Source organism: Pseudomonas moraviensis subsp. stanleyae, from assembly GCF_036283065.1.
Taxonomy (GTDB): Bacteria; Pseudomonadota; Gammaproteobacteria; order Pseudomonadales; family Pseudomonadaceae; genus Aquipseudomonas; species Aquipseudomonas stanleyae.
In genome coordinates this window covers 586,364-607,518 of the sequence record NZ_JAADJI010000002.1, presented here as the reverse complement: position 1 = coordinate 607,518, position 21,155 = coordinate 586,364, and the positions used below count along the sequence as shown (strand labels likewise).

The window sequence follows — 21,155 nt, the reverse complement described above, 5'->3', positions numbered from 1 at the left end:
GGTGGTGAAGCGGCCGGGGTAATCGTAGTCTTCCAGGTCCGGGGCGAATTCGGATTTGGCCGCGCCTTCGGGCAGCAACTTGGGTTTTTCGAAATCGTAGTCGCGACGGCTGACGCGGGTGGTGCGGGTTTCCAGGCGCAGGTTGAAGCGTTTGATCACCGGCTTCTCGGCGGCCATGCCGGAGTCCTGCTGGTAGCTGACCGGCTTCAGTTTGCGGAACACGGTCTGGTCGTCGCCGAACACCAGTTTGTGGCCGCTGCTGCTGTGCTGGAAGTGGAAGTGAATGCCTTCCTCTTCGCACAGACGCTGGATGAAATGCAGGTCGGACTCGTCGTATTGCACGCAATAATCGCGTTCCGGGTACTCGGCGCCGAGCTGGAAGCTGTAGGCGTCAGAGAGAATGCCGCGATCTTCCAGCACCTGGGCGATGATTTTCGGCACCGTCAGTTGCTGGAAGATCTGCTGATCATGGTTGTGCTGCAGATAGGCCAGTTGCGGCATCAGGCTGATGCTGTAGCGGGTCAGGGTCTTGCCGGAGTCGCCCTGCTCGATGCGATAGACCTGGCCGTGAATCTTGCCTTCGCCGGTGGCGCCGAACGTCAGGCAGGCGCGCTTGTGCAGCAGCTCTTCGAGCTTCAGATCGGGGCGGGCGCTGACCAGTTCGAGGTCGAAACGGAACGGTTCGTTGAGGGCTTCGCGACCGGTGAAGCTTAGGACTTGCAGGTCGGCGTTGGCGTCTTCGATCGAGAGGGTGATGTGGGTTGCATTGGCGTCCAGCATGCCTTGAATTCCGTCCGTTGAATAAGCAGGTGATGGATGTTGCAGGATTAGACGGCCTCATTCAAGGCGCAAATGGCGTAGGCGTGGGACTGCGATGCCATAGGGAAAACCCTTAGGAGGGCGGTTTCGGCCAGTGAAGCCGGGCAGTGAATGGATTTTTAGTGTCTGATCGGGCGCTATCGCGAGCAGGCTCACTCCTACATTGGATGGGTGGCGGGCATGATTACCGCGTCCACCTAAGATCTCTTGTAGGAGTGAGCCTGCTCGCGATGAGGCCTTCGGATCACCCTACAACCAATGCCAGAACCGGCTCCAGAACCCGCGATTCAGGTCCTCCTTGCACCCGGCATATTGCCGCGCATACATATCTGACCTGCTCTGCACCTTGCGTGCGGTCGGCGGTAGCCAGGCCTTGCTCGCATAGGTCTTGTTGCGAAAGCCGCCCCAGCCTTCGTGGTAGTTCAGGTACTGGTTGTAGGCGTCGTATTTGTACACGCCGTTGATCGAGGTGGTCTTGTCCATGTACCAGCCGACGAAGTCGATGGCGTCGTCGAAGTCTTCGCGGTCGGCCCAGTTGCGACCGGTGCTTTTCTGGTAGTCGGCCCAGACTTCATCCTTGGCTTGCGCATAACCGGACGCGGTCGAGACGCGGCCCCACGGAATCACCCAGAGCAGGTATTTGCGCGGCGTCTTGGCGTCGTAGCGGTAGCCGGACTCCTGATACATGATCGCGAAGGGCACCTGGATCGGCACGCCCCAGCGTTTCTGGGTGACTTGCGCAGCGTCGTACCAGTCGCTTTTCTCGCGGAAGATTGCGCAGATATCTTCCGGCGAGCGGGGCGGCGAGGTGCCGCAACCGCTCAGCAGGGTGGCCAGGGTCAGGAGGGCGAAGATGTGCCTGTGATTCAAAAGCTGTTTTCCGTCGTGCGCAAAAAGGCCGACAGTCTACGCGCTCAGCTCAATTGATGACGATAGGGCAGATCCGGACCGGTTTTGCTGCAGGTCAGGGCGGCGGCTTGTACGGCGAACCTGAGCATGCTGTCGATCTGCTCGCGGCTCAGTTGCTGCACGCCTGCGACCGAATCCAGCGAATGCTCGGTCAGCCAGGTAATCAGCGCCGCCTGGAAGGTGTCGCCGGCGCCGACGGTATCGGCAATCTTTACCGGGTTGGCCGGCACCGACCACGAGCCGTGGGCGCGACTGAACACGGTCGCGCCGTCGCCGCCGCGCGTGAGGAAGACGATCTGGCAGCGATGTTCGAGCCAGCCTTCAATCACAGTCTGCGGATCCTGCTCGGGGTAGAGCAGGCTCAGGTCTTCGTCGCTGACTTTGATCAGATCGGCCAGCCGCACCAGCGTGGCGATGCGCTCGCGCCACAGGGTGATGTTCGGCTCGGGGTTGAGGCGTACGTTGGGATCGAGGCTGATCAGGCGTTTGCCGCTTTCGCGCTGAACCAGTTTCAGCAGCGTGTCGCCAATCGGCTGCACCACCAGCGAAAACGAGCCAATGTGCAGGCCGTGAACCTCGTCGCTGAGTGTCGGCAGATGCGCCTCGCTCAACTGTCGGTCGGCACAACCCTCGCCGCGAAAGCTGTAATGCGGCGAGCCGTTGGCGCCCACGGCGACCATTGCCAGGGTGGTCGGCGCGGGAAAATCCACCAGATAGTCCGGGCGCACACCTTCGTCCTGCAGCACTTGCTGCAAACGGCGGCCGAGGTAGTCGGTGGACAGTCCACCAAAGAGCGCCGAGTCCACGCCCAAACGGCGCAGACCGACGGCGACGTTGAACGGCGAGCCGCCGGCAATCGCCTTGAAATTGACTTTCGAGGCCAGGCCGCTGGCATCGTTTTCGCTGAAGAAATCAAACAGGGCTTCGCCACACACCAGGTACATAGTTGTTTGCTCGTTATAGGGTTGCGACATGCTGTTGATAGCGTTCGTAGGCCTGCTGGAACGCCGCGACATTGGCGGCAATCGGCAGGGTTTCACTGCGCGCGTCGAGTTTCACGCAGCGTTCGCACAGAGCGGCCAGGGAGACATCGTCGCCGTTCGAGCGCGACGCGCACCAGGCTGCCTGAATCGCTGCGCCCAATGCGGCGGCTTCGCTTTGCTCGGTGCAGATCACCGGGGCGTTCATGATGTCGGCGACGATCTGCCGCCACACCGCGCTCTTCGAGCCGCCGCCGATCAGGCAGATGCGCAGGCTTTGTAACCCATTCTGTCGAAGCAAATCCAGCCCGTAGCGCAAACCGAAGGTGGTGCCTTCGACGGCCGCGCGGCACAGGTTGGCCTGGGTCAGATTGTCCATGGTCAACCCGTGCAGGCTGCCGGTGGCATGGGGCAGGGCGGGGACGCGTTCGCCGTTGAGAAACGGCAGCATGCTCACGCCTTCGGCGCCGATGGGCGATTGCGCGACCAGCTCGTTGAAAGTCGGCAGGTCGAGCTTGAACAATTCACGAATAGCGCCGGTGGCGTTGGTCAGGTTCATGGTGCAGATCAGCGGCAGCCAGCCACCGCTGGAGGAGCAGAACGTGGCAACCGAGGCATCGGCGCTGACCTTCGGCGCGTCGGAGAAGGCGTAGACCGTGCCGGACGAACCGAGGCTCATGGTGATCGCGCCGGGCTGGATATTGCCGGTGCCGATGGCGCCCATCATGTTGTCGCCACCGCCGCTCGAGACCACGGCGTTGGGGTTGATGCCGAGTTGCTCGGCAATCGCCGGCAGCAGGGTGCCGACTGCGGCGTGCGCGTCGATCAGCTCCGGCAGCGCGGTTTGCAAACGGCCGCTGGCGTCGATGTCGCGCAGAATCTGCACGTCCCACTGACGCGTGCGCACGTTGAAATAACCGGTGCCGGATGCGTCGCCGTATTCGCTGCAGGCGCGGCCAGTGAGCCAGTAGTTGAGGTAGTCGTGGGGCAACAGAATGCGCGCGATACGTGAGAAGACTTGCGGATGCTGCTCTTTGGTCCAGAGCAGTTTCGACACCGTGTAGCCCGGCGCAATGACCACGCCGAGGCGTTCCAGCGAACCTTTTTCGCCGCCCAGTTGCGCGAGTAAGCGGTCGTTTTCCGGCGTGGTTTCGGTGTCGCACCAGAGCTTGGCCGGGCGCAGCACTGTGCCTTGCTCATCAAGCAGCACCAGGCCGTGTTGCTGGCCGGAGACGCCGACGCCGAGGATCGCCTGGCCGTCGACATTGGCCGCTTGCAAGGCCTGGCGGGTGGCGCTGACGAAAGCGTCGAGCCACTGCTGAACGTCTTGTTCGCGGCGACCGTTGGCGCCGCTGATCATCGTGTGTGGGGCCGCGCCCAGACCGAGCACCTGACCGCTGTCGGCATTGAGGATGATCGCTTTGGTGCCTTGGGTGCCGCAGTCGATACCCAGGAAGAGCTTTGTTGTTGTCATGTATGGGCCTGTCAGATTGCGCTGAAGATCAAGAGCTACCCCCTCACCCCAGCCCTCTCCCCCAAGGGGGCGAGGGGGAAAGGGAGCAGATTTTCATGCTTTTCAAACTCTGTATTCGACTCGGAATTTCAGGTCGATGAATAACGGAAGAACCCCGCGGTCGGTCCCCTCTACCCAAGGGGGAAAGGGAGCAGATTTTCATGCCTTTCAAACTCTGTATTCGACTCGGAATTTCAGGTCGATGAATAACGGAAGAACCCCGCGGTCGGTCCCTTCTCCCCCAAGGGGGAAAGGGAGCAGATTGTCATGCTTTTCAAACTCTGTATTCGACTCGGAATTTCAGGTCGATGAATAACGGAAGAACCCCGCAGTCGGTCCCCTCTCCCCCAAGGGGGAAAGGGAGCAGATTGTCATGCCTTTCAAACTCTGTATTCGACTCGGAATTTCAGGTCGATGAATAACGGAAGAACCCCGCGGTCGGTCCCCTCTCCCTCTGGGAGAGGGCTAGGGTGAGGGGCTTTTCAGCCGAGCACCCGTTCCAGGGTTCGCGAAACCCCAACCTCGCGCAAACTCTGGCAGCACCACTCGAATGCCGCAACAAACTCCGCCGACTTCGGTATCGCCGTGCCGAAAATCTCTTCCACGCCCAGCAGCCGTTCGGTGATCGAATCATCGTCCGCCACCAGTCCCTGAACGAAAGGCGCCCGCGGATCCGGAATCGAATACGTATCGCCATTCTCATCCACGCCCTTCAAATACAGCGCCCACGCCGCGACTACCAGTGCCGCGCGTTTGGTCTCGCGGCCATCGGCAATCAGCCGATTGATCGTCGGCACGGTGAACTTGGGAAACTTCGACGAGCCATCCGAACACACGCGCTCCAGCTGATCGGCAATCGCCTGATTGGAAAACCGCGCCACCAGCGTGTCCTTGTACTCGCTCAGATCGATGCCCGGCACTGGCGCCAGTTGCGGCGTGACATCCAGGTCCATGTAGGCGCGCATGTAACGCACGAACAGCGGATCGTTCATGGTCTCGTGGACGAAGCGATAACCCTTGAGAAAGCCCAGATAGGTGAGCGCCAAGTGGCTGCCATTGAGCAGTTTGATTTTCATCTCTTCGTACGGCGACACATCGTCGGTGAACTGCACGCCGACCTTTTCCCACGCCGGGCGGCCGTTGACGAATCTGTCTTCCAGCACCCACTGCACAAATGGTTCGCAGACCACCGGCCAGGCATCGTCGACGCCGTGTTTGTCGGCCAGTTGCAGGCGATGCGCGGTGCTGGTCATCGGCGTGATGCGGTCGACCATGGCGTTGGGGAAACTGACGTTCTGCTCGATCCACTCGCACAGTTGCGGATCACTGAGTGCAGCGAAGGCGAGCAGTGCCTTGCGCGCGACCGCGCCGTTGTGCGGCAGGTTATCGCAGGACATCACCGTGAATGCCGGAACGCCCGCCGCACGGCGTTTGGCCAGCGCGGCGCAGAGGTAACCGAACACCGTGCCCGGCGCTTCGGGATGGGCGAGGTCGTGTTGAATCTGAGGCAGATGCGCCATGAATTCGCCGTTGCTGTCGTCGATGCAGTAACCGCCCTCGGTGATGGTCAGCGAAACGATACGGATCTGCGGTTCGGCGAGTTTGTCGATCAGCGCCTGCGCACCATCTTCGGCGAGCAGCATGTCGCGTATCGCGCCGATGACGCGCACTTCGGTGTCATCGCTGTCGCCCAGTTCGAACAGGGTGAACAGATAATCCTGTTCGCGCAGATCATCGCGAGCGCGGCGATCTTCCGGGCGCAGGCCGACGCCACAGATGGCCCAGTCCAGCGCTTCGCCAGTGTTCATCAAGGCATCGGTGTAATACGCCTGGTGCGCGCGGTGGAAACCGCCGACGCCGATGTGGGCGATGCCCTGGCATGTGTCGCTCAGGTTGTAACCCGGCAGTTGCACTTCGGCGGCGAGGCGGTTGAGGTTCTGTTGGTTGAGTTTCATCGGATGGTCTCGAAGTCAGGCGGCAGCGCGCAGTGGACGGGTCAGCGCCACACCTTCGGCGTCGAACAGATGACAGTGAGTCGGGTCCAGACGCAGGCTCAATTGCTCGCCATAACGGCTGGCCAGATCGCCGCGCACGCGCATGGTCAGGGCTTCGCCGGCGCTGGTAGTGACGTGGCAAAACGTGTCGCTACCCAAGCGTTCGCTGACATCGGCAGTCACCTGCAACGTGCAGTCGCCGGCTTGCGCCAGCTCCAGGTGTTCCGGGCGAATGCCCAACGTCACCGCGCTGCCGACGATTAGATTGGCGGCATTGAAGGGCAGGGTGATGCGCGTGCCGGCGTCCAGCGCAACTTCGCAGCTGGCGCTGTCGATGCGCGCGATGTTGCCTTTGAGGAAGCCCATTTTCGGCGTGCCGAGAAAGCCTGCGACAAACAGGTTGGCCGGGTTGTGATAGAGGTCCAGCGGCGAGCCAACCTGTTCGATCCGGCCGCCGTTGAGCACCACGACCTTGTCGGCCATGGTCATCGCTTCGACCTGATCGTGGGTCACGTAGATCATCGTCGCTTGCAGGTCTTTGTGCAGGCGCAGCAGCTCCAGACGCATCTGCACGCGCAACGCCGCGTCGAGGTTGGACAGCGGTTCATCGAAGAGGAAAATCTTCGGGTTGCGCACGATGGCCCGGCCGATCGCCACGCGCTGGCGCTGGCCACCGGAGAGCTGTTTCGGCTTGCGCTCGAGCATTGGCCCGAGTTCGAGAATGCGCGCCGCTTCGCCAACCTTGCGCTCGACCTCGGCTTTCGGCACGCCGGCCAGATCGAGGGCGAACGACATGTTCTTTTTCACCGTCATGTGCGGGTACAACGCGTAGGTCTGGAACACCATCGCCAGATCACGCTTGGCCGGGCTGACTTCGGTGATGTCGCGGCCGTCGAGTTCGATGGTGCCGCCGCTGACTTCTTCCAGGCCGGCGATCAGCCGCAGCAGGGTGGACTTGCCGCAGCCCGACGGGCCAACGAAGACCACGAATTCCTTGTCGTTCACTTCCAGGTCGATGCCCTTGATGATGGAAAAGCCTTCGAAGCCTTTTTGCAGATTCTTGATTTTCAGGTTGGCCATGAGATGGGCCTCCGCATTGTTGTTTTTCAAGATCAAAAGATCGCAGCCTTCGGCAGCTCCTACAGGAGATTCATGCCGATTCGACATTCCCTGTAGGAGCTGCCGAAGGCTGCGATCTTTTGCTTTTCAATTCACTTCACGGCACCAAACGACAGGCCGCGCACCAGTTGCTTCTGGCTGATCCAGCCGAAGATCAGAATCGGCGCACAGGCCAACGTCGACACCGCCGACAATTTGGCCCAGAACAACCCTTCGGGGCTTGAGTACGAGGCGATCAACGCGGTCAGTGGCGCGGCATTCGACGAGGTCAGGTTGAGCGACCAGAACGCCTCGTTCCAGCACAGGATCAGCGACAACAGCACAGTCGAGGCGAGGCCGCCCTTGGCGATCGGCAATAGCACGCGGACCATCTCCTGCCACAGCGTCGCGCCGTCAAGCCGGGCGGCTTCGAGGATGTCTTTGGGAATGTCCTTGAAGTAGGTGTAAACCATCCAGACCACGATCGGCAGGTTGATCAGCGTGTAGATCACGATCAGCGCAATGCGCGTGTCGAGCAGGCCGAAACTCTTGGCCAGCAGGTAGATCGGCATCAACACGCCCACCGGTGGCAGCATCTTGGTCGAGAGCATCCACAGCAGCGTGCCTTTGGTGCGCTGGGTTTCGTAGAACGCCATCGAATACGCCGCCGGCACCGCGATCAACAGGCACAGGGCGGTAGCGCTGAAGGAGATCACCACCGAGTTCCAGGCGAAGCTGAAATAGTCGCTGCGTTCGTTGATGTGCAGGTAGTTCTCCAGCGTCGGCGTGAAGATGAACTGCGGTGGGGTGGCGAAGGCGTCGATTTCGCTTTTGAAACTGGTCATCACCATCCAGAAGATCGGGAAGAAAATCACGATCGCGATGGCCCAGGCCAGCGTGCCGAGCAGCAGGCTTTGCAGGCGGCGGGATTGTTGGAGCGTCATGGCAGGCCTCACGCTTTGTCAGTCAGGTTTTTGCCGATCATCCGCACCAGAATGATCGCGGCGATGTTGGCGATGACCACGGCAATCAAACCGCCCGCCGAAGCCATGCCGACATCGAATTGCACCAGCGCCTGGTTGTAGATCAGGTAGGCGAGGTTGGTCGAGGCATAGCCGGGGCCGCCGTTGGTGGTGGTAAAGATTTCGGCGAACACCGAGAGCAGGAAGATCGTTTCGATCATCACCACCACGGCAATCGGCCGCGCCAGATGCGGCAGGGTCAGGTGCCAGAAGATTGCGATCGGACCAGCACCGTCCAGACGCGCGGCTTCTTTCTGCTCCTGATCCAGCGATTGCATGGCGGTCATCAGAATCAGGATCGCGAAGGGCAGCCATTGCCACGAGACGATGATGATGATCGACAGCAGCGGGTAGTGCGCCAGCCAGTCCACCGGTTGCGCGCCGAACAGCTTCCAGAGGTAGGCGAGGATTCCCGAAACAGGGTGGAAGATCAGGTTTTTCCAGATCAGTGCGCCGACGGTGGGCATGATGAAGAACGGCGAAATCAGCATCACTCGCACCAGGCCGCGGCCGAGGAATTCGCTGGCCTCCAGCAACGCGCTGATCAACACGCCGAAGACCACGCTGATCAGCAACACGCTGCCGACCAGCAGCAAGGTATTGGTCGCGCCGGGCATGAAGCCGGAATCGGTGAGGAAATAGGTGAAGTTCTCCAGCCCCACGAATTCGTTTTCGCCGGGGTAGAGCAGGTTGTAGCGAATCATCGAAAAATAAATGGTCATGCCCAGCGGCACGATCATCCACAGCAGCAACAGCGCCACCGAGGGGCTGACCAGAAACCAGCCAGGATTGCGCACGCGCAGCTTGCGCTGGGGTTGTGCAAGATCGATGTGGGCTTTGGCAGTTGAAGTATTCATGGCAATCACAACCGAGTCATACAGACCTATGGAGATCCCCACGTGGGAGCGAGCCTGCTCGCGAAAGCGCTGGATCAGTGTCATGTGCATTGGCTGACACGACGCCTTCGCGAGCAGGCTCGCTCCCACAGAGGCAGGAGCAAGCCGTTCAGCGGTTACTTCGGATAACCCGCGCGCTTCATCTCGCGTTCCGTGGTCTGCTGCGCCGCTGCCAGCGCCTGATCCACCGTGGTCTGGCCGATCAGCGCGGCCGAGAACAGCTTGCCGACCTGGGTGCCCACGGCCTGGAACTCAGGAATGGTCACCAGTTGAATGCCAATGTACGGCACTGGTTTGAGCGTCGGTTTGCTCGGGTCTGCGGCCTTCAGCGATTCCAAGGTGACTTTGGCGAACGGCGCAGCGCTCATGTACGCATCGCTGTAGGTCGAGGCGCGGGTGCCCGGTGGCACGTTGGCAATACCGTCGGTCTTGGCAACCAGTTCGCCGTACTCTTTGGACGTGGCCCAGGCACTGAAGGTTTTTGCCGCGTCTTTGGCCTTGGAGCTGGTTGGAATTGCCAGCGCCCACGAATACAGCCACGCCGAGCCTTTATCCGTGACCTGATGCGGGGCGAAGGTGAAGCCGACGTGATCGGCGACCTTGCTCTGGGTCTTGTCGGTGACGAACGAGCCGGCGACGCTGGCGTCGACCCAGATTGCGCACTTGCCGCTGTTGAACAAGGCGAGATTTTCGTTGAAACCGTTGCTCGATGCGCCCGGCGGGCCGGATTTCTTCATGGTATTGACGTAGAAATTCAGCGCATTTTTCCATTCCGGCCCGCTGAATTCCGGTTTCCACTGCTCATCGAACCAGCGCGCGCCGTAAGCGTTGGCGACCGTGGTGACCAGCGCCATGTTCTCGCCCCAACCAGCCTTGCCGCGCAGGCAGATGCCGTATTGCTCTTTATCTTTCTGGGTGAGTTTCTCCGCGAACCCGGCGATCTCTTCCCAGGTCGGCCGCTCCGGCATGGTCAGCCCGGCTTGCTTGAACAGGTCGGTACGGTAATAGGTGATCGAACTTTCTGCGTAAAACGGCAGCGCATACAACGAACCCTTGACCGACAGGCCTTCACGCACCGAAGGGAACACATCGTCGAGGGCATAATTGGCCGGCAGATCCTTCATCGGCTCCAGCCAACCCTTGCCGCCCCAGAGTGCCGCTTCGTACATGCCAATGGTCAATACGTCAAACTGGCCGCCCTGAGTAGCGATGTCGGTGGTGAGGCGCTGACGCAGGACGTTTTCTTCCAGCACCACCCAATTGAGCTTGATGTCCGGATGCTCGCTCTCGAAAGTCTTCGAGAGTTTCTGCATGCGGATCATGTCGCTGTTGTTGACGGTAGCGATGGTCAGGGTCTGGGCGCCAAGGCTGACGCTGCTGAGGGTCATGCAGGTGAGAGCGAGCAGAGCTTTTGCAGTGGGTTGCATCGTGCACTCCTTTTCTGACACCCGTCGGGGCAGAAGGACAGTTATTGTTTTTGTGTCTTCCGAATGCAGGAAGAATCTGCGCTGATTACAGCCTTCAATCGAAGGGCTGACAAATCATCCCTAGCACTTTTGTTGATACTTTTTTGCACTGGGGTTTGGGTGGGGGAACGCAGGGAAGGGGTTTTGCGCGAGGAGCCGTTAGCGAATGCGTACAGATTTTCGCAAGTCGGACACTGTTTTTCTGGGAGCGAGCCTGCTCGCGAAGATGGTGTGTCAGCCACAGGATCTGTCAATGACAAACCGTATTCGCGAGCAGGCTCGCTCCCACAGGGGAATAATGGCGTTACAGGTGGTTTTGTTCTGTCAGGCGCTGCACCGCCAGCCGCCGATAGTGCGAAGGCGTCATGCCCTTGAGTTGCTGAAAGCGTCGATTGAAGTTGGAAATATTGTTGAAGCCCGACTCGAAGCACACCTCCGTCACCGGTTTGTCACCATCGGCCAGCAGCTCACAGGATTTGCTGATGCGCAGGCGGTTGACGAATTCGATGAAGTTGCGCCCGGTCGCCTGTTTGAACACGCGGCTGAAATAGGTCGGCGTCATGCCCAGGTGCTCGGCCACCTCTTCCAGGGAAATATCCCGCGCGTAATGGCTGAAGATGTAATCGACCGCGCGGTTGGTGCGGTCGATGTTGTGTTCGTCGGCAAGTTGCGGCGTGGTGGCGCCGGACAGCAACTGAAAATCGTCACTGGCCGCGAGCAGCTCCATCAGGATGAAAAAGTGTCCGAGACGCGTGATCCCGTTGCTGTCGGCGATCCGCTGCATGAGCGTCACGGCCTGGCGGATCGTGCGTTTGCAGCGGAACTCGATGCCGTACTGCGCGCGCTCAAGCAGGGGCGCGAGGGTTTTCAGTTCAGCGAAAACCTGGTGGCCGCTCTCGAACAATTCATCGGTGAAGTTGACCAGCATGTCGCGTTTCTCGACCACTTCATCTTCGGCGACCTGGCTGATCCAGTTGTGCGGCAGGTTTGGCCCGGTGAGAAACAGGGTTTCCGGATAGAAGTTGCCAATGTAATCGCCGATGAACACCTTGCCCGAGCTGGCGACGATCAGATGCAGCTCGTATTCCTTGTGAAAATGCCAGCGCACCAGCGGGCAGGGAAAGCCGTGCTGGCGGTAGATGATGGACAAGCCGTTATGGTCGTCCATCAGCTCGTAGGAAGGGTCGGTCACGCGAGCGGTTCGGGTCATGACGGGGCACTTTTTTATTATCGCTGCGCGATCATGCCTCGTTTTTTGCCATTTGTGCCACTTCCGACCGGCCGTCCGTGGAGACCGCTCAGCTGAGCTTGTCGCGCGCCTTTTGCAAGTTGGCCATTTGGCAGAAGCGCACGATGTTCGAATTCTTGATGAAGTCGAAATTGATGATGTTGCACTTGCGCGCCCAATCGGTTTTTTCCGGGTCGAACCACTCGTCAAGACTGTCGAGGATTCGCTGTGGCCCGCCCAGTGTGTAACTGGTTGCCGACAGCGACCACGGGCGGCGCGTACTGACAGGTGTGCTCAGTACGTTGTCTATATAGCCGTAAAGATCCGAGGTGCTGACCTGTGATTTGCCGATCCACTTGTGATTGATCTGGCTATAAAAGCGGAAGTCCAGGGTTTCCCAGGTCATCGGCGCAGCTACCATAATGCGCTGCAATGGATCGATGGCTTTGAGTTGGCCAATTCTCAGATGCAGATTTTCGGTGGGAATGATCCGTTCCCCAAGGTGCTCCAGCAAAGCTGTTCTGAATTCCTCATGGTTGAATGGATCTGTAGCGTTGGAAAGTTCATGAAAGTCCAGAACGATAAACTCGTTCGGGCTTCTTTCATAAAACCCCTTGAGGTCTCTAATCAAGTCTTCAAGCGTTCGCGAAGAGTTGAATCCATTGTGCTGGAAACGGAATCTCGCCAGTTGTTTCGCCTTGCTGTTGTAAACAAGGCGTACATCAAGTGCGCGAGCGCCGCGATTCAACTGCGAATAAAACGAAACGTCCTGACAGGCAAGCCAGTTTTTTCCGGGAATCAGGGCATAAGAAGCTTCCCAGTCACAACCGGCGTTATGCGCGCCGGGCAGGGTCATTTCGAATAACGAAAGATTATCGATTTGTGGTGAATCAGCCATCCATTGATGGGTTGGTATATCGTCGAAGTTTTCCATGTTGCATATCCTGCGAAGTGGTTGATTAGTTGCGCGCAGGATGTTTATAGGCATGTTCGTGTTATTGCGAAAGTTCGCTTTTGATGCAAGTCATGTAATTGATGTGATCAACGCTCTGTTGGGTTTAACTGGTTTTTGGCTTCGATCCATTGAGCCATGTATTGAGTGCTTTTGAGTGTGTGATGTCGCAACATGGCGCCGGTGAAATTGTCGTTTCTAAGTTGTGCCAAGTGTTGTCGGCAATCATCTATCCGGTTGATCAGACGCGGGCCATGTACGCTGCGCTGATAACGCTGCTGCAAAAGTGCCGAAGCCTGAATCTGCGCTTGCTGCCAGCGCGCTGGATCTTCGTACAGTTGCACGGCCTGTTCGGCGAAGGTATTTGCGTCCAGGGCAACGGCGCCCGGCCAAGGAGCATCGCCGTGCATGGCTTCGGCGCCGATTGGTGTGGTCACGCTTGGCGTGCCGCAGAGCATGGCGTCGACCAGTTTGCCCTTGATTCCCGCGCCGAAGCGCAATGGCGCAAGGCAGACCCGCGCTGCCGACATCACTTCAAGCGCATCTTCGGCCCAGTCCATGATGTGAAAGCCTTGGGCCGGGTTGTGCAGTGCGGTGGCTTTGGGCGGCGTATAGGCGCCATAGATACGCAGTTGCGCGCGAGGCAAGCGCGCGCGGATCAGCGGCCAGAGCGTGGTCTTCATCCAGAGCACGGCATCCCAGTTTGGCGCGTGACGGAAGTTGCCAATGCTGAGGAAATGCGCGCGCTCTTCGAAACCCGGCGCGGCGGTGTCCGGAAGATCAATCATCAACGGACACCAATGCAGGATTTGCCGAGGCAGGCCGAATTCCTCCACCAGCAGGTCGATCTCGACCTCGGAAATCATCAGGTTCAAATCACACCGGTACAGCGCAGCGATTTCCCGTTTGGCCAGATCGGTGCCGGCCATCAGCTGGAATTCTTCGTGCAATGCCGGTGCGAACAGTTCGGTGAAATCAGTCTGCTCGTCGTCGCTTTTCAGCCGGTCTTTCAGACGCTGATGACGCGCATGCCGCAGGCTTTGCAGGTCGGATGTTTCCAGGATGCGCAGGGCGTCCGGACAGTGTTTCTCCACCCGCCAGCCAAACTGTTCTTCCATCATGAATTGATCGAACAGCACGATATCCGGCGCCAACTCGCTGATGAACGTATCGAAGCTGCTGCTGTTGAGTTCGATCGGCACTTCGCAAATGCCCAGCGCCGTGAGATCAGCCTTGTGTTCACCCGGACCGGCCGGGCTGCTGAAGGTGATGTCCCAGCCTTGCTCGAGGAACGCTTCAAGAATCTGCATGACATGCCCACTGGCCGCCGAAGAGCGGGGCTCGGGCCAGACATAGCCGATAACCAGGACTTTGGTGGGGGCGGAATGGGACATCACTGGATTCTCGACGCGTAAAAAGGGCGCAATTAAACCACAGGGATGTGTGCGTATTGCCAGTGCCGGTTGATCGCCGATTGCGCGGGTTACACCAAATGCTTGTGGATCTTCAGGATTTTTCCAGAATGGATTTGACCTTGTCGCGTAACTGGTCAATCGAAAATGGTTTGCCGATGGCATGCATGTCGGCGGGCACATCGATAGTTTCGGCATAACCGCTGGCAAACAGGACGGGCAGAGCAGGGCGTAGTTCTCGCGCCTTGTTGGCCAGTTCGAGGCCATCCATGTCTGGCAGGCCTTTGTCGGTCATCATCAAATCGATGTGGTTGTCCAATTTTCTGAGGATTGCGAGCGCAGCCTCGCCCTCATCCGCCTCCAATACTTTGAATTCCAACTCCTCCAGCACATCCACGATGAGCATGCGCACGATGTCGTCATCTTCTACGACAAGGATGGTGGAGGCATTGGTAGACATGGCGGGACTCTCAAAAAATAAAATCGGGGGATACCGGGCGATCGAAATTGCCGGACTCTTGCATGAGTAAGTGGCGCATAGCCACAAGTTCCCGAGCTGATACAAAAAACTACAGGCCGGTGCGATGCGGCAAGGATAACCGTTGGCGTCGTCCAATGCGCTGGTGTGTGTAGGAAAATGCCATCATTTATGTGAGAAAAATGGATCCATACCTGGGTTTTGGGGCAAACTCTCGGGTTTTCAACAGTTCGACAAGGCTGCCCCATGTCCTCTCCGTCCTCGGTTGATGAACAACGGTTCCGCAAACTCCTGAGTCGCAACGTCAGCCTGCCGCTGGGCGTCGGCGTGCTTAGTGCGGTGTTTTTCGTCTCGCTGATCACTTATTTGCTGTCCGTCATCCAATGGGTCGAGCACACCGACCGGGTGATCAATAACGCCAATGAGGCGGTGAAACTCACCGTCGATCTCGAAACCGGCATGCGCGGTTATCTGCTCAGCGGGGACGAGCACTTCCTCGACCCGTATGAAACCGCCAAACCGCGCATCGCTGTCGCGCTCAATACGCTGCTGGAGCTGACTGCCGACAACCCGGTGCAGACCGATCGTCTGCGACGTTTGCAGGCGTTGCAGTTGGAATGGGCCAACTACGCGCAATCGATGATCGATCTGCAGCGTAGCAGTGGCGATTATCGCGGTGCGGTCAAGGCCGGGCGGGGCAAGCGCCTGACCGATGAGATCCGCAAGCAGTTCGAGGACGTCATCGAGACCGAGCAGGTGCTGCGCGCCACGCGCAACGAAGACGTGCGCCGTACCACGATCTGGAGCATCACTCTTTACCTGATCTTCATCGTCGGTATCAGCGGTTTGCTGGCCTATATCGGGCGCCGTGACTTGCTCAACCTGTCGACCAATTACAGCGCCAACCTGGCTGCGCAACAGGCCAGCGCCGAACGCCTGGAGAAACAGGCGTGGCTGCGCAACGGGCAGACACAACTGGCCGAGCAGGTGCTGGGGCAACTGACGCTGAATCTGCTGGGGCGCAACATCCTGCAATTCTGCGCGCAATACCTCGGCACCGCCGTCGCTGCGCTGTATGTCCGCGAAGAACATGGGGGTCTCAAGCGCGTGGCGACTTACGGCTTCTCCCGCGAGCAGGAAGAGCTGAACCAGGCGATTTACAGCGGCGAAGGCATCGTCGGCCAGGTCGCGGAACAAGCGCGGCTGATTCGTCTCGACGCGGTCCCGGGCGATTATTTCAAAGTCAGCTCCGGCCTCGGTGCGGGCCTGCCGCACAGTGTGCTGGTGGTGCCGACCAGCGATGACGACCGGGTCAATGGCGTGATCGAACTGGGTTTCCTGCGTCCGCTGTCCGACCGCGACATTGAACTGCTGGAGCTGATCGCCGGCAACATCGGCACCTCGATCGAAGCGGCGCGCTACCGTCAGCGTTTGCAGGAAGTGTTGGCCGAAACCCAGCAGCTCAACGAAGAGCTGCAAGTTCAGCAGGAAGAGCTGAAGACCGCCAACGAAGAGCTCGAGGAACAGTCGCGAATTCTCAAGGAATCCCAGGCGCATCTGGAAACCCAGCAGGTGGAGCTGGAGCAGACCAACGAGCAGCTCGCCGAGCAGCGCGACGCGATGGACAAGAAAAACACCGAGCTGAATCAGGCGCAGATTCAGCTCGAAGAGCGTGCCGAAGAACTGCAACGCTCGAGCAAGTACAAGTCCGAATTCCTCGCCAACATGTCCCACGAACTGCGCACGCCGCTGAACAGCTCGCTGATTCTCGCCAAGCTGCTGGCGGAAAACCCGCAGCAGAATCTCTCGGCGGAGCAGGTCAAGTTTGCCGAGTCGATCTACTCGGCCGGCAACGATCTGCTCAACCTGATCAACGATATTCTCGACATCTCCAAAGTCGAGGCCGGCAAGCTCGAAGTGATCGCCGAAAACACCCGCGTCGATCGTCTGGTCGACGGCTTGCGCTCTATGTTCGAACCGCTTGCTGCCGACAAGCACCTTGCTTTCAGTGTCGAGGTCCAGCCGGACGCGCCGGGTTTGCTGTTCACCGACCGTCAGCGTCTGGAGCAGGTGATCAAGAACCTGCTGTCGAACGCGATCAAGTTTACCGAGCATGGCTCCGTCAGCCTGACCATCACCGCGCAGCCGAACGACCACATCGCCTTCAGCGTCAAGGATTCCGGGATCGGTATCGCTGCCGATCAGCAGGAGAGTATTTTCGAAGCGTTCCGTCAGGCGGATGGCACCACCAACCGCAAGTACGGCGGCACCGGCCTGGGCCTGTCGATCTCGCGGGATCTGGCGACGTTGCTGGGCGGTTCGATCAGCGTCGACAGCGTACCGGGGCAGGGCAGTACGTTCACCCTGGTGCTGCCGCGCCAGTATCACGAGTTCGGTGATACGCCTGCCGCGCCGCTGACCTTTCACCCGGCGCCTGCGACAGCTGCGCCAGTCGCCGTTGTGGCTCCGGTGGCATCAGCGATTCCGGCGGTTATCCCGCGCTTCGCCGATGACCGCGATAAAGCGCCATTCGCCACTCGCTGCATCCTGGTGGTGGAGGACGAGCCGAACTTCGCCCGAATCCTGTATGACCTGGCCCATGAGTTGGGCTATCAGTGTCTGGTCGCCCACGGCGCCGACGAGGGTTACGACCTGGCCCGAGAATTCGCCCCGGATGCAATCCTGCTCGACATGCGCCTGCCGGATCACTCCGGCCTGACCGTGCTGCAACGCCTGAAAGAACGCGCCGAAACCCGGCACATTCCGGTGCACGTGATTTCTGTCGAAGACCGCGTCGAAGCGGCCATGCACATGGGCGCGATCGGCTACGCAGTGAAACCGACCACCCGCGAAGAGCTCAAGGACGTGTTCGCCCGTCTCGAAGCCAAGCTGACGCAGAAGGTCAAACGCGTGCTGCTGGTCGAGGACGACGATCTGCAACGCGAAAGCATCGCGCGGTTGATCGGCGACGAAGACATCGAAATCACCGCCGTCGGCCTGGCCCAGGACGCGCTGGAACTGCTGCGCACGACCATCTACGACTGCATGGTCATCGACCTCAAGCTGCCGGACATGCTCGGCAACGATCTGCTCAAGCGCATGTCCACCGAGGACATCTGCTCGTTCCCGCCGGTCATCGTCTACACCGGACGCAACCTGACCCGCGACGAAGAGGCCGAGCTGCGCAAGTACTCGCGCTCGATCATCATCAAGGGCGCGCGCTCGCCGGAGCGGCTGCTGGACGAGGTCACACTCTTTCTGCACAAAGTCGAATCGCAGCTGTCCCATGAACGGCAGAAGATGCTCAAGACCGCGCGCAGCCGCGACAAGGTCTTCGAGGGTCGCAAAGTGCTGCTGGTGGATGACGATGTGCGCAACATCTTCGCTCTGACCAGTGCCCTGGAACACAAAGGCGCAGTCGTGGTGATCGGCCGGAATGGCCGCGAAGCGATTGAGAGACTTCACGAAGTCGAGGACATCGATCTGGTGCTGATGGACGTGATGATGCCGGAAATGGATGGCTTCGAAGCCACCATGGAAATCCGCAAGGATCCGCGCTGGCGCAAGCTGCCGATCATCGCGGTAACGGCCAAGGCCATGAAGGACGATCAGGAGCGCTGCCTGCAAGCGGGCGCCAATGATTATCTGGCCAAGCCCATCGACCTTGATCGTCTGTTCTCGCTGATACGTGTGTGGTTACCGAAAATGGAACGCATCTAGTGGAACGCAGCAGTCCGGCCGAGCGCAACAGCGAAATCGAATTACGCTTGTTGATCGAGGCGATCTACCTGAAATACAGCTATGACTTTCGCGACTACTCCGGCGCTTCGATCAAGCGCCGGGTGCAGCACGCGTTGAGTCAGTTCGAATGCGCGACCATCTCGGCCCTGCAAGAGAAAGTCCTGCACGATCCGACGGCGTTCATGCAATTGCTGCAACTGCTGACGATTCCGGTCAGCGAGATGTTCCGCGATCCGTCGCACTTTCTGGCGATCCGCAAGGAGGTGGTGCCGCTGCTGCGCACCTATCCGTCGCTGAAGATCTGGATCGCCGGCTGCAGCACAGGCGAGGAGGTCTATTCGATGGCGATTCTGCTGCGCGAAGAAGGCCTGCTCGACCGCACGATCATCTACGCCACCGATATCAACCCGCGCTCGCTGGAAAAGGCCAAGCAAGGCATTTTCTCCATGGAAAATGTCCGCGCCTACACCGCCAATTACCAGCAGGCCGGCGGCCAGCGTTCGTTTGCCGATTACTACACCGCAGCCTATGGCTACGCGATTTTCGACAAGAGCCTGTGCGAGAACGTGACGTTCGCCGACCACAGCCTGGCCACCGACAGCGTGTTCTCCGAGACCCAGCTGATCTCCTGCCGCAACGTGCTGATCTACTTCAACAAGAAGTTGCAGGACCGGGCGTTCGGGTTGTTCCATGAATCGCTGTCGCATCGCGGCTTTCTGGTGCTGGGCAGCAAGGAAACCCTGGATTTTTCCAACTACTCGAGCCAGTTCGAACCGTTGGTCAAACAAGAACGGATCTACCGCAAATCATGAACGACACCCCGAGCCTGCCTCGCATCGAGGCTGTCGTGATCGGCGCCTCCGCAGGCGGTGTCGAGGCGTTGCTGACCCTGCTCGGGCCGTTGCGCAAAGGTTATGTGTTGCCGATCATCATCGTCCTGCATCTGCCCGAAGAGCGCCGCAGTCATCTGGCCGAAGTGTTTTCCCGGCGTCTGGCGATGCCGGTCAGAGAGGCTGAAGACAAACAGGATATCGAAGCCGGCACGGTGTATTTCGCCACGCCCGGTTATCACTTGTCGGTCGAAGCCGATCGCAGCCTGTCGCTGAGTCTTGAAGACCGCGTGCACCACTCGCGGCCTTCGATTGATTACCTGTTCGAGTCCGCCGCCGACGTTTACGGCGCGACACTTGCCGCCGTGCTGCTGACCGGTGCCAATCACGATGGCGCGCGCGGACTGGCCTGCGTCAAGCACTGCGGCGGCCTGACCATTGTTCAAGATCCCGAGGATGCACAAGTCGCCACCATGCCCCAGGCTGCACTGAACGTTCTGCAGCCGGATCATGTCCTACCCATTCACGGCATCGGCCGTCTGCTAGTCGAGCTGGAACGAATCGCATGCTGAGTAATATCCAAGCCAAACTGTTGATCGTCGACGATCTGCCAGAAAACCTGCTGGCGCTGGAAGCGCTGATCAAGCGCGAGGATCGCACGGTCTACAAGGCTCTGTCGGCGGACGAAGCACTGTCGCTGCTGCTGCAACACGAATTCGCCATGGCCATTCTCGACGTGCAGATGCCCGGCATGAATGGCTTCGAACTGGCCGAGTTGATGCGCGGCACCGAGAAAACCAAGAACATCCCGATCATCTTCGTCAGCGCCGCCGGCCGTGAACTCAATTACGCGTTCAAAGGCTACGAAAGCGGTGCGGTGGACTTCCTGCACAAGCCGCTCGATATCCACGCGGTGAAGAGCAAGGTCAACGTTTTCGTCGATCTGTATCGCCAGAGCAAAGCCATGAAGCAGCAGGTCGAGGCGCTGGAGCAGGCCCGCCGTGAGCAGGAAGCGCTGTTGCAACAGCTGCAAAGCACTCAGCTTGAGCTCGAGCAAGCGGTGCGCATGCGTGATGACTTCATGTCCATCGTCGCCCATGAGGTGCGTACGCCGCTCAATGGCCTGATTCTCGAAACCCAGCTGCGCAAGATGCACCTGGCCCGGGACAACGCCTCGGCGTTCACCCTCGACAAGATGCAGGCGATGGTCGATCGCGATGAGCGGCAGATCAAAAGCCTGATCCGCCTGATCGAAGACATGCTCGATGTCTCGCGGATCCGCACGGGCAAGCTGTCGATCCGCCCGAGTCGTTTCGATCTGGTGCAACTGGTGAGCAATCTGCTGCAGAACTTCGCCCCGCAAATGGAAGCGGCGGAAACCAGTGTTTCCTTCGAGGCGGCGGCGCCAGTGGAAGGTTGCTGGGACGAGTTCCGCATCGAGCAAGTGGTGTCCAATCTGCTGACCAACGCCTTGCGTTACGGCGGTCGCAGCCCGATTCAGGTGCGCGTCTATCGCGAAGGTGACGAGGCACGGGTCGAAGTTCAGGACCACGGCATCGGCATCAGCGCCGAGAACCAGAAGCGTATTTTTCAGCAGTTCGAACGGGTGTCCGCCAAGACGGTGGTGGCCGGGCTCGGGCTGGGTCTGTTCATTTCCGAGCAGATCGTCGCCGCCCATGGCGGCTCCATCGTCGTCGAGAGTGAAATCAACGAAGGCGCCCTGTTTCGCGTTTGTCTGCCGATCCAGGAAAACGGCATATCCGACGCAACCTCTGAGTGACCACACGGTCGTATCAGCAGCTATTGACCGAACAAAG

Annotated in this window: 17 protein-coding genes; 4 read left to right on the top strand and 13 right to left on the bottom strand. The window is 59.4% G+C overall.

Annotated elements, in window-relative coordinates; genetic code table 11:
* The 13 genes from tssI to GXB78_RS05010 all read right to left on the bottom strand — a co-directional run.
* On the bottom strand, window positions 1-780 hold a 780-nt coding region (gene tssI / locus GXB78_RS05070), incomplete at its 3' end, for a type VI secretion system tip protein TssI/VgrG (RefSeq protein ID WP_329514574.1).
* A gap of 288 nt (window positions 781-1,068) precedes the next feature.
* Window positions 1,069-1,689, bottom strand: a complete 621-nt coding sequence (locus GXB78_RS05065; protein ID WP_329514573.1) for a transglycosylase SLT domain-containing protein — start codon at window positions 1,687-1,689, stop codon at window positions 1,069-1,071.
* A gap of 44 nt (window positions 1,690-1,733) precedes the next feature.
* Complete coding sequence (locus GXB78_RS05060) at window positions 1,734-2,672, bottom strand: carbohydrate kinase family protein (RefSeq protein WP_329514572.1); 939 nt, start codon at window positions 2,670-2,672, stop codon at window positions 1,734-1,736.
* A gap of 13 nt (window positions 2,673-2,685) precedes the next feature.
* Window positions 2,686-4,182: a xylulokinase gene (gene xylB, locus GXB78_RS05055; protein ID WP_329514571.1), complete on the bottom strand. Its 1,497-nt coding sequence runs from the start codon at window positions 4,180-4,182 to the stop codon at window positions 2,686-2,688.
* A gap of 521 nt (window positions 4,183-4,703) precedes the next feature.
* The gene (locus GXB78_RS05050; RefSeq protein ID WP_329514570.1) at window positions 4,704-6,176 is read right to left on the bottom strand and encodes a mannitol dehydrogenase family protein; all 1,473 of its coding nucleotides are present in this window, start codon (window positions 6,174-6,176) and stop codon (window positions 4,704-4,706) included.
* Between the two features lie 15 nt (window positions 6,177-6,191).
* Window positions 6,192-7,295, bottom strand: coding sequence for an ABC transporter ATP-binding protein (locus GXB78_RS05045; RefSeq protein WP_329514569.1), 1,104 nt, complete (start codon window positions 7,293-7,295; stop codon window positions 6,192-6,194).
* A 131-nt stretch (window positions 7,296-7,426) separates the two neighbouring features.
* Window positions 7,427-8,257: a carbohydrate ABC transporter permease gene (locus GXB78_RS05040; RefSeq protein ID WP_016774872.1), complete on the bottom strand. Its 831-nt coding sequence runs from the start codon at window positions 8,255-8,257 to the stop codon at window positions 7,427-7,429.
* Between the two features lie 8 nt (window positions 8,258-8,265).
* Complete coding sequence (locus GXB78_RS05035) at window positions 8,266-9,192, bottom strand: carbohydrate ABC transporter permease (RefSeq protein WP_329514568.1); 927 nt, start codon at window positions 9,190-9,192, stop codon at window positions 8,266-8,268.
* A gap of 155 nt (window positions 9,193-9,347) precedes the next feature.
* On the bottom strand, window positions 9,348-10,658 hold the full coding sequence (locus GXB78_RS05030) for an ABC transporter substrate-binding protein (protein WP_329514567.1): 1,311 nt from the start codon (window positions 10,656-10,658) through the stop codon (window positions 9,348-9,350).
* A gap of 343 nt (window positions 10,659-11,001) precedes the next feature.
* Window positions 11,002-11,907 (bottom strand): AraC family transcriptional regulator, encoded by a 906-nt coding sequence (locus GXB78_RS05025; protein ID WP_329514566.1) that lies wholly within the window; start codon window positions 11,905-11,907, stop codon window positions 11,002-11,004.
* An 88-nt stretch (window positions 11,908-11,995) separates the two neighbouring features.
* Window positions 11,996-12,859, bottom strand: a complete 864-nt coding sequence (locus GXB78_RS05020) for a PI-PLC domain-containing protein (RefSeq protein WP_329514565.1) — start codon at window positions 12,857-12,859, stop codon at window positions 11,996-11,998.
* 107 nt (window positions 12,860-12,966) lie between these two features.
* Window positions 12,967-14,271 carry a glycosyltransferase gene (locus GXB78_RS05015; RefSeq protein WP_329514564.1) on the bottom strand — a complete coding sequence of 435 codons (1,305 nt, stop codon included), beginning with the start codon at window positions 14,269-14,271 and terminating at the stop codon, window positions 12,967-12,969.
* A gap of 112 nt (window positions 14,272-14,383) precedes the next feature.
* Window positions 14,384-14,749 (bottom strand): response regulator, encoded by a 366-nt coding sequence (locus GXB78_RS05010; RefSeq protein ID WP_329514563.1) that lies wholly within the window; start codon window positions 14,747-14,749, stop codon window positions 14,384-14,386.
* A 264-nt stretch (window positions 14,750-15,013) separates the two neighbouring features.
* Between GXB78_RS05010 and GXB78_RS05005 the strand changes: the two genes are divergently transcribed.
* Genes GXB78_RS05005 through GXB78_RS04990 form a run of 4 tightly spaced genes read left to right on the top strand, consistent with a single transcriptional unit; the run spans window position 15,014 to window position 21,118 of the window.
* Entirely contained in the window at window positions 15,014-18,487 is a 3,474-nt protein-coding gene (locus GXB78_RS05005) for a response regulator (protein ID WP_329514562.1), read from the top strand.
* Window positions 18,487-19,320 (top strand): CheR family methyltransferase, encoded by an 834-nt coding sequence (locus GXB78_RS05000; RefSeq protein WP_329514561.1) that lies wholly within the window; start codon window positions 18,487-18,489, stop codon window positions 19,318-19,320. The genes GXB78_RS05005 and GXB78_RS05000 overlap by 1 nt, the downstream gene beginning before the upstream one ends.
* Window positions 19,317-19,910, top strand: coding sequence for a chemotaxis protein CheB (locus GXB78_RS04995; protein WP_329514560.1), 594 nt, complete (start codon window positions 19,317-19,319; stop codon window positions 19,908-19,910). The genes GXB78_RS05000 and GXB78_RS04995 overlap by 4 nt, the downstream gene beginning before the upstream one ends.
* The gene (locus GXB78_RS04990) at window positions 19,904-21,118 is read left to right on the top strand and encodes a hybrid sensor histidine kinase/response regulator (RefSeq protein WP_329514559.1); all 1,215 of its coding nucleotides are present in this window, start codon (window positions 19,904-19,906) and stop codon (window positions 21,116-21,118) included. Before GXB78_RS04995 ends, GXB78_RS04990 begins: the two co-directional genes overlap by 7 nt.
* Window positions 21,119-21,155 lie beyond the last annotated feature (37 nt).

Coding starts and splice junctions, on each gene's coding strand:
- xylB (WP_329514571.1), bottom strand. CDS start 4,182: ATGACAACAACAAAGCTCTTCCTGGGTATCGACTGCGGCACCCAAGGC.
- GXB78_RS05025 (WP_329514566.1), bottom strand. CDS start 11,907: ATGACCCGAACCGCTCGCGTGACCGACCCTTCCTACGAGCTGATGGAC.
- GXB78_RS05015 (WP_329514564.1), bottom strand. CDS start 14,271: ATGTCCCATTCCGCCCCCACCAAAGTCCTGGTTATCGGCTATGTCTGG.
- GXB78_RS05030 (WP_329514567.1), bottom strand. CDS start 10,658: ATGCAACCCACTGCAAAAGCTCTGCTCGCTCTCACCTGCATGACCCTC.
- GXB78_RS05060 (WP_329514572.1), bottom strand. CDS start 2,672: ATGTACCTGGTGTGTGGCGAAGCCCTGTTTGATTTCTTCAGCGAAAAC.
- GXB78_RS04995 (WP_329514560.1), top strand. CDS start 19,317: ATGAACGACACCCCGAGCCTGCCTCGCATCGAGGCTGTCGTGATCGGC.
- GXB78_RS05035 (WP_329514568.1), bottom strand. CDS start 9,192: ATGAATACTTCAACTGCCAAAGCCCACATCGATCTTGCACAACCCCAG.
- GXB78_RS04990 (WP_329514559.1), top strand. CDS start 19,904: ATGCTGAGTAATATCCAAGCCAAACTGTTGATCGTCGACGATCTGCCA.
- GXB78_RS05020 (WP_329514565.1), bottom strand. CDS start 12,859: ATGGAAAACTTCGACGATATACCAACCCATCAATGGATGGCTGATTCA.
- GXB78_RS05010 (WP_329514563.1), bottom strand. CDS start 14,749: ATGTCTACCAATGCCTCCACCATCCTTGTCGTAGAAGATGACGACATC.
- GXB78_RS05045 (WP_329514569.1), bottom strand. CDS start 7,295: ATGGCCAACCTGAAAATCAAGAATCTGCAAAAAGGCTTCGAAGGCTTT.
- GXB78_RS05005 (WP_329514562.1), top strand. CDS start 15,014: ATGTCCTCTCCGTCCTCGGTTGATGAACAACGGTTCCGCAAACTCCTG.
- GXB78_RS05040 (WP_016774872.1), bottom strand. CDS start 8,257: ATGACGCTCCAACAATCCCGCCGCCTGCAAAGCCTGCTGCTCGGCACG.
- GXB78_RS05050 (WP_329514570.1), bottom strand. CDS start 6,176: ATGAAACTCAACCAACAGAACCTCAACCGCCTCGCCGCCGAAGTGCAA.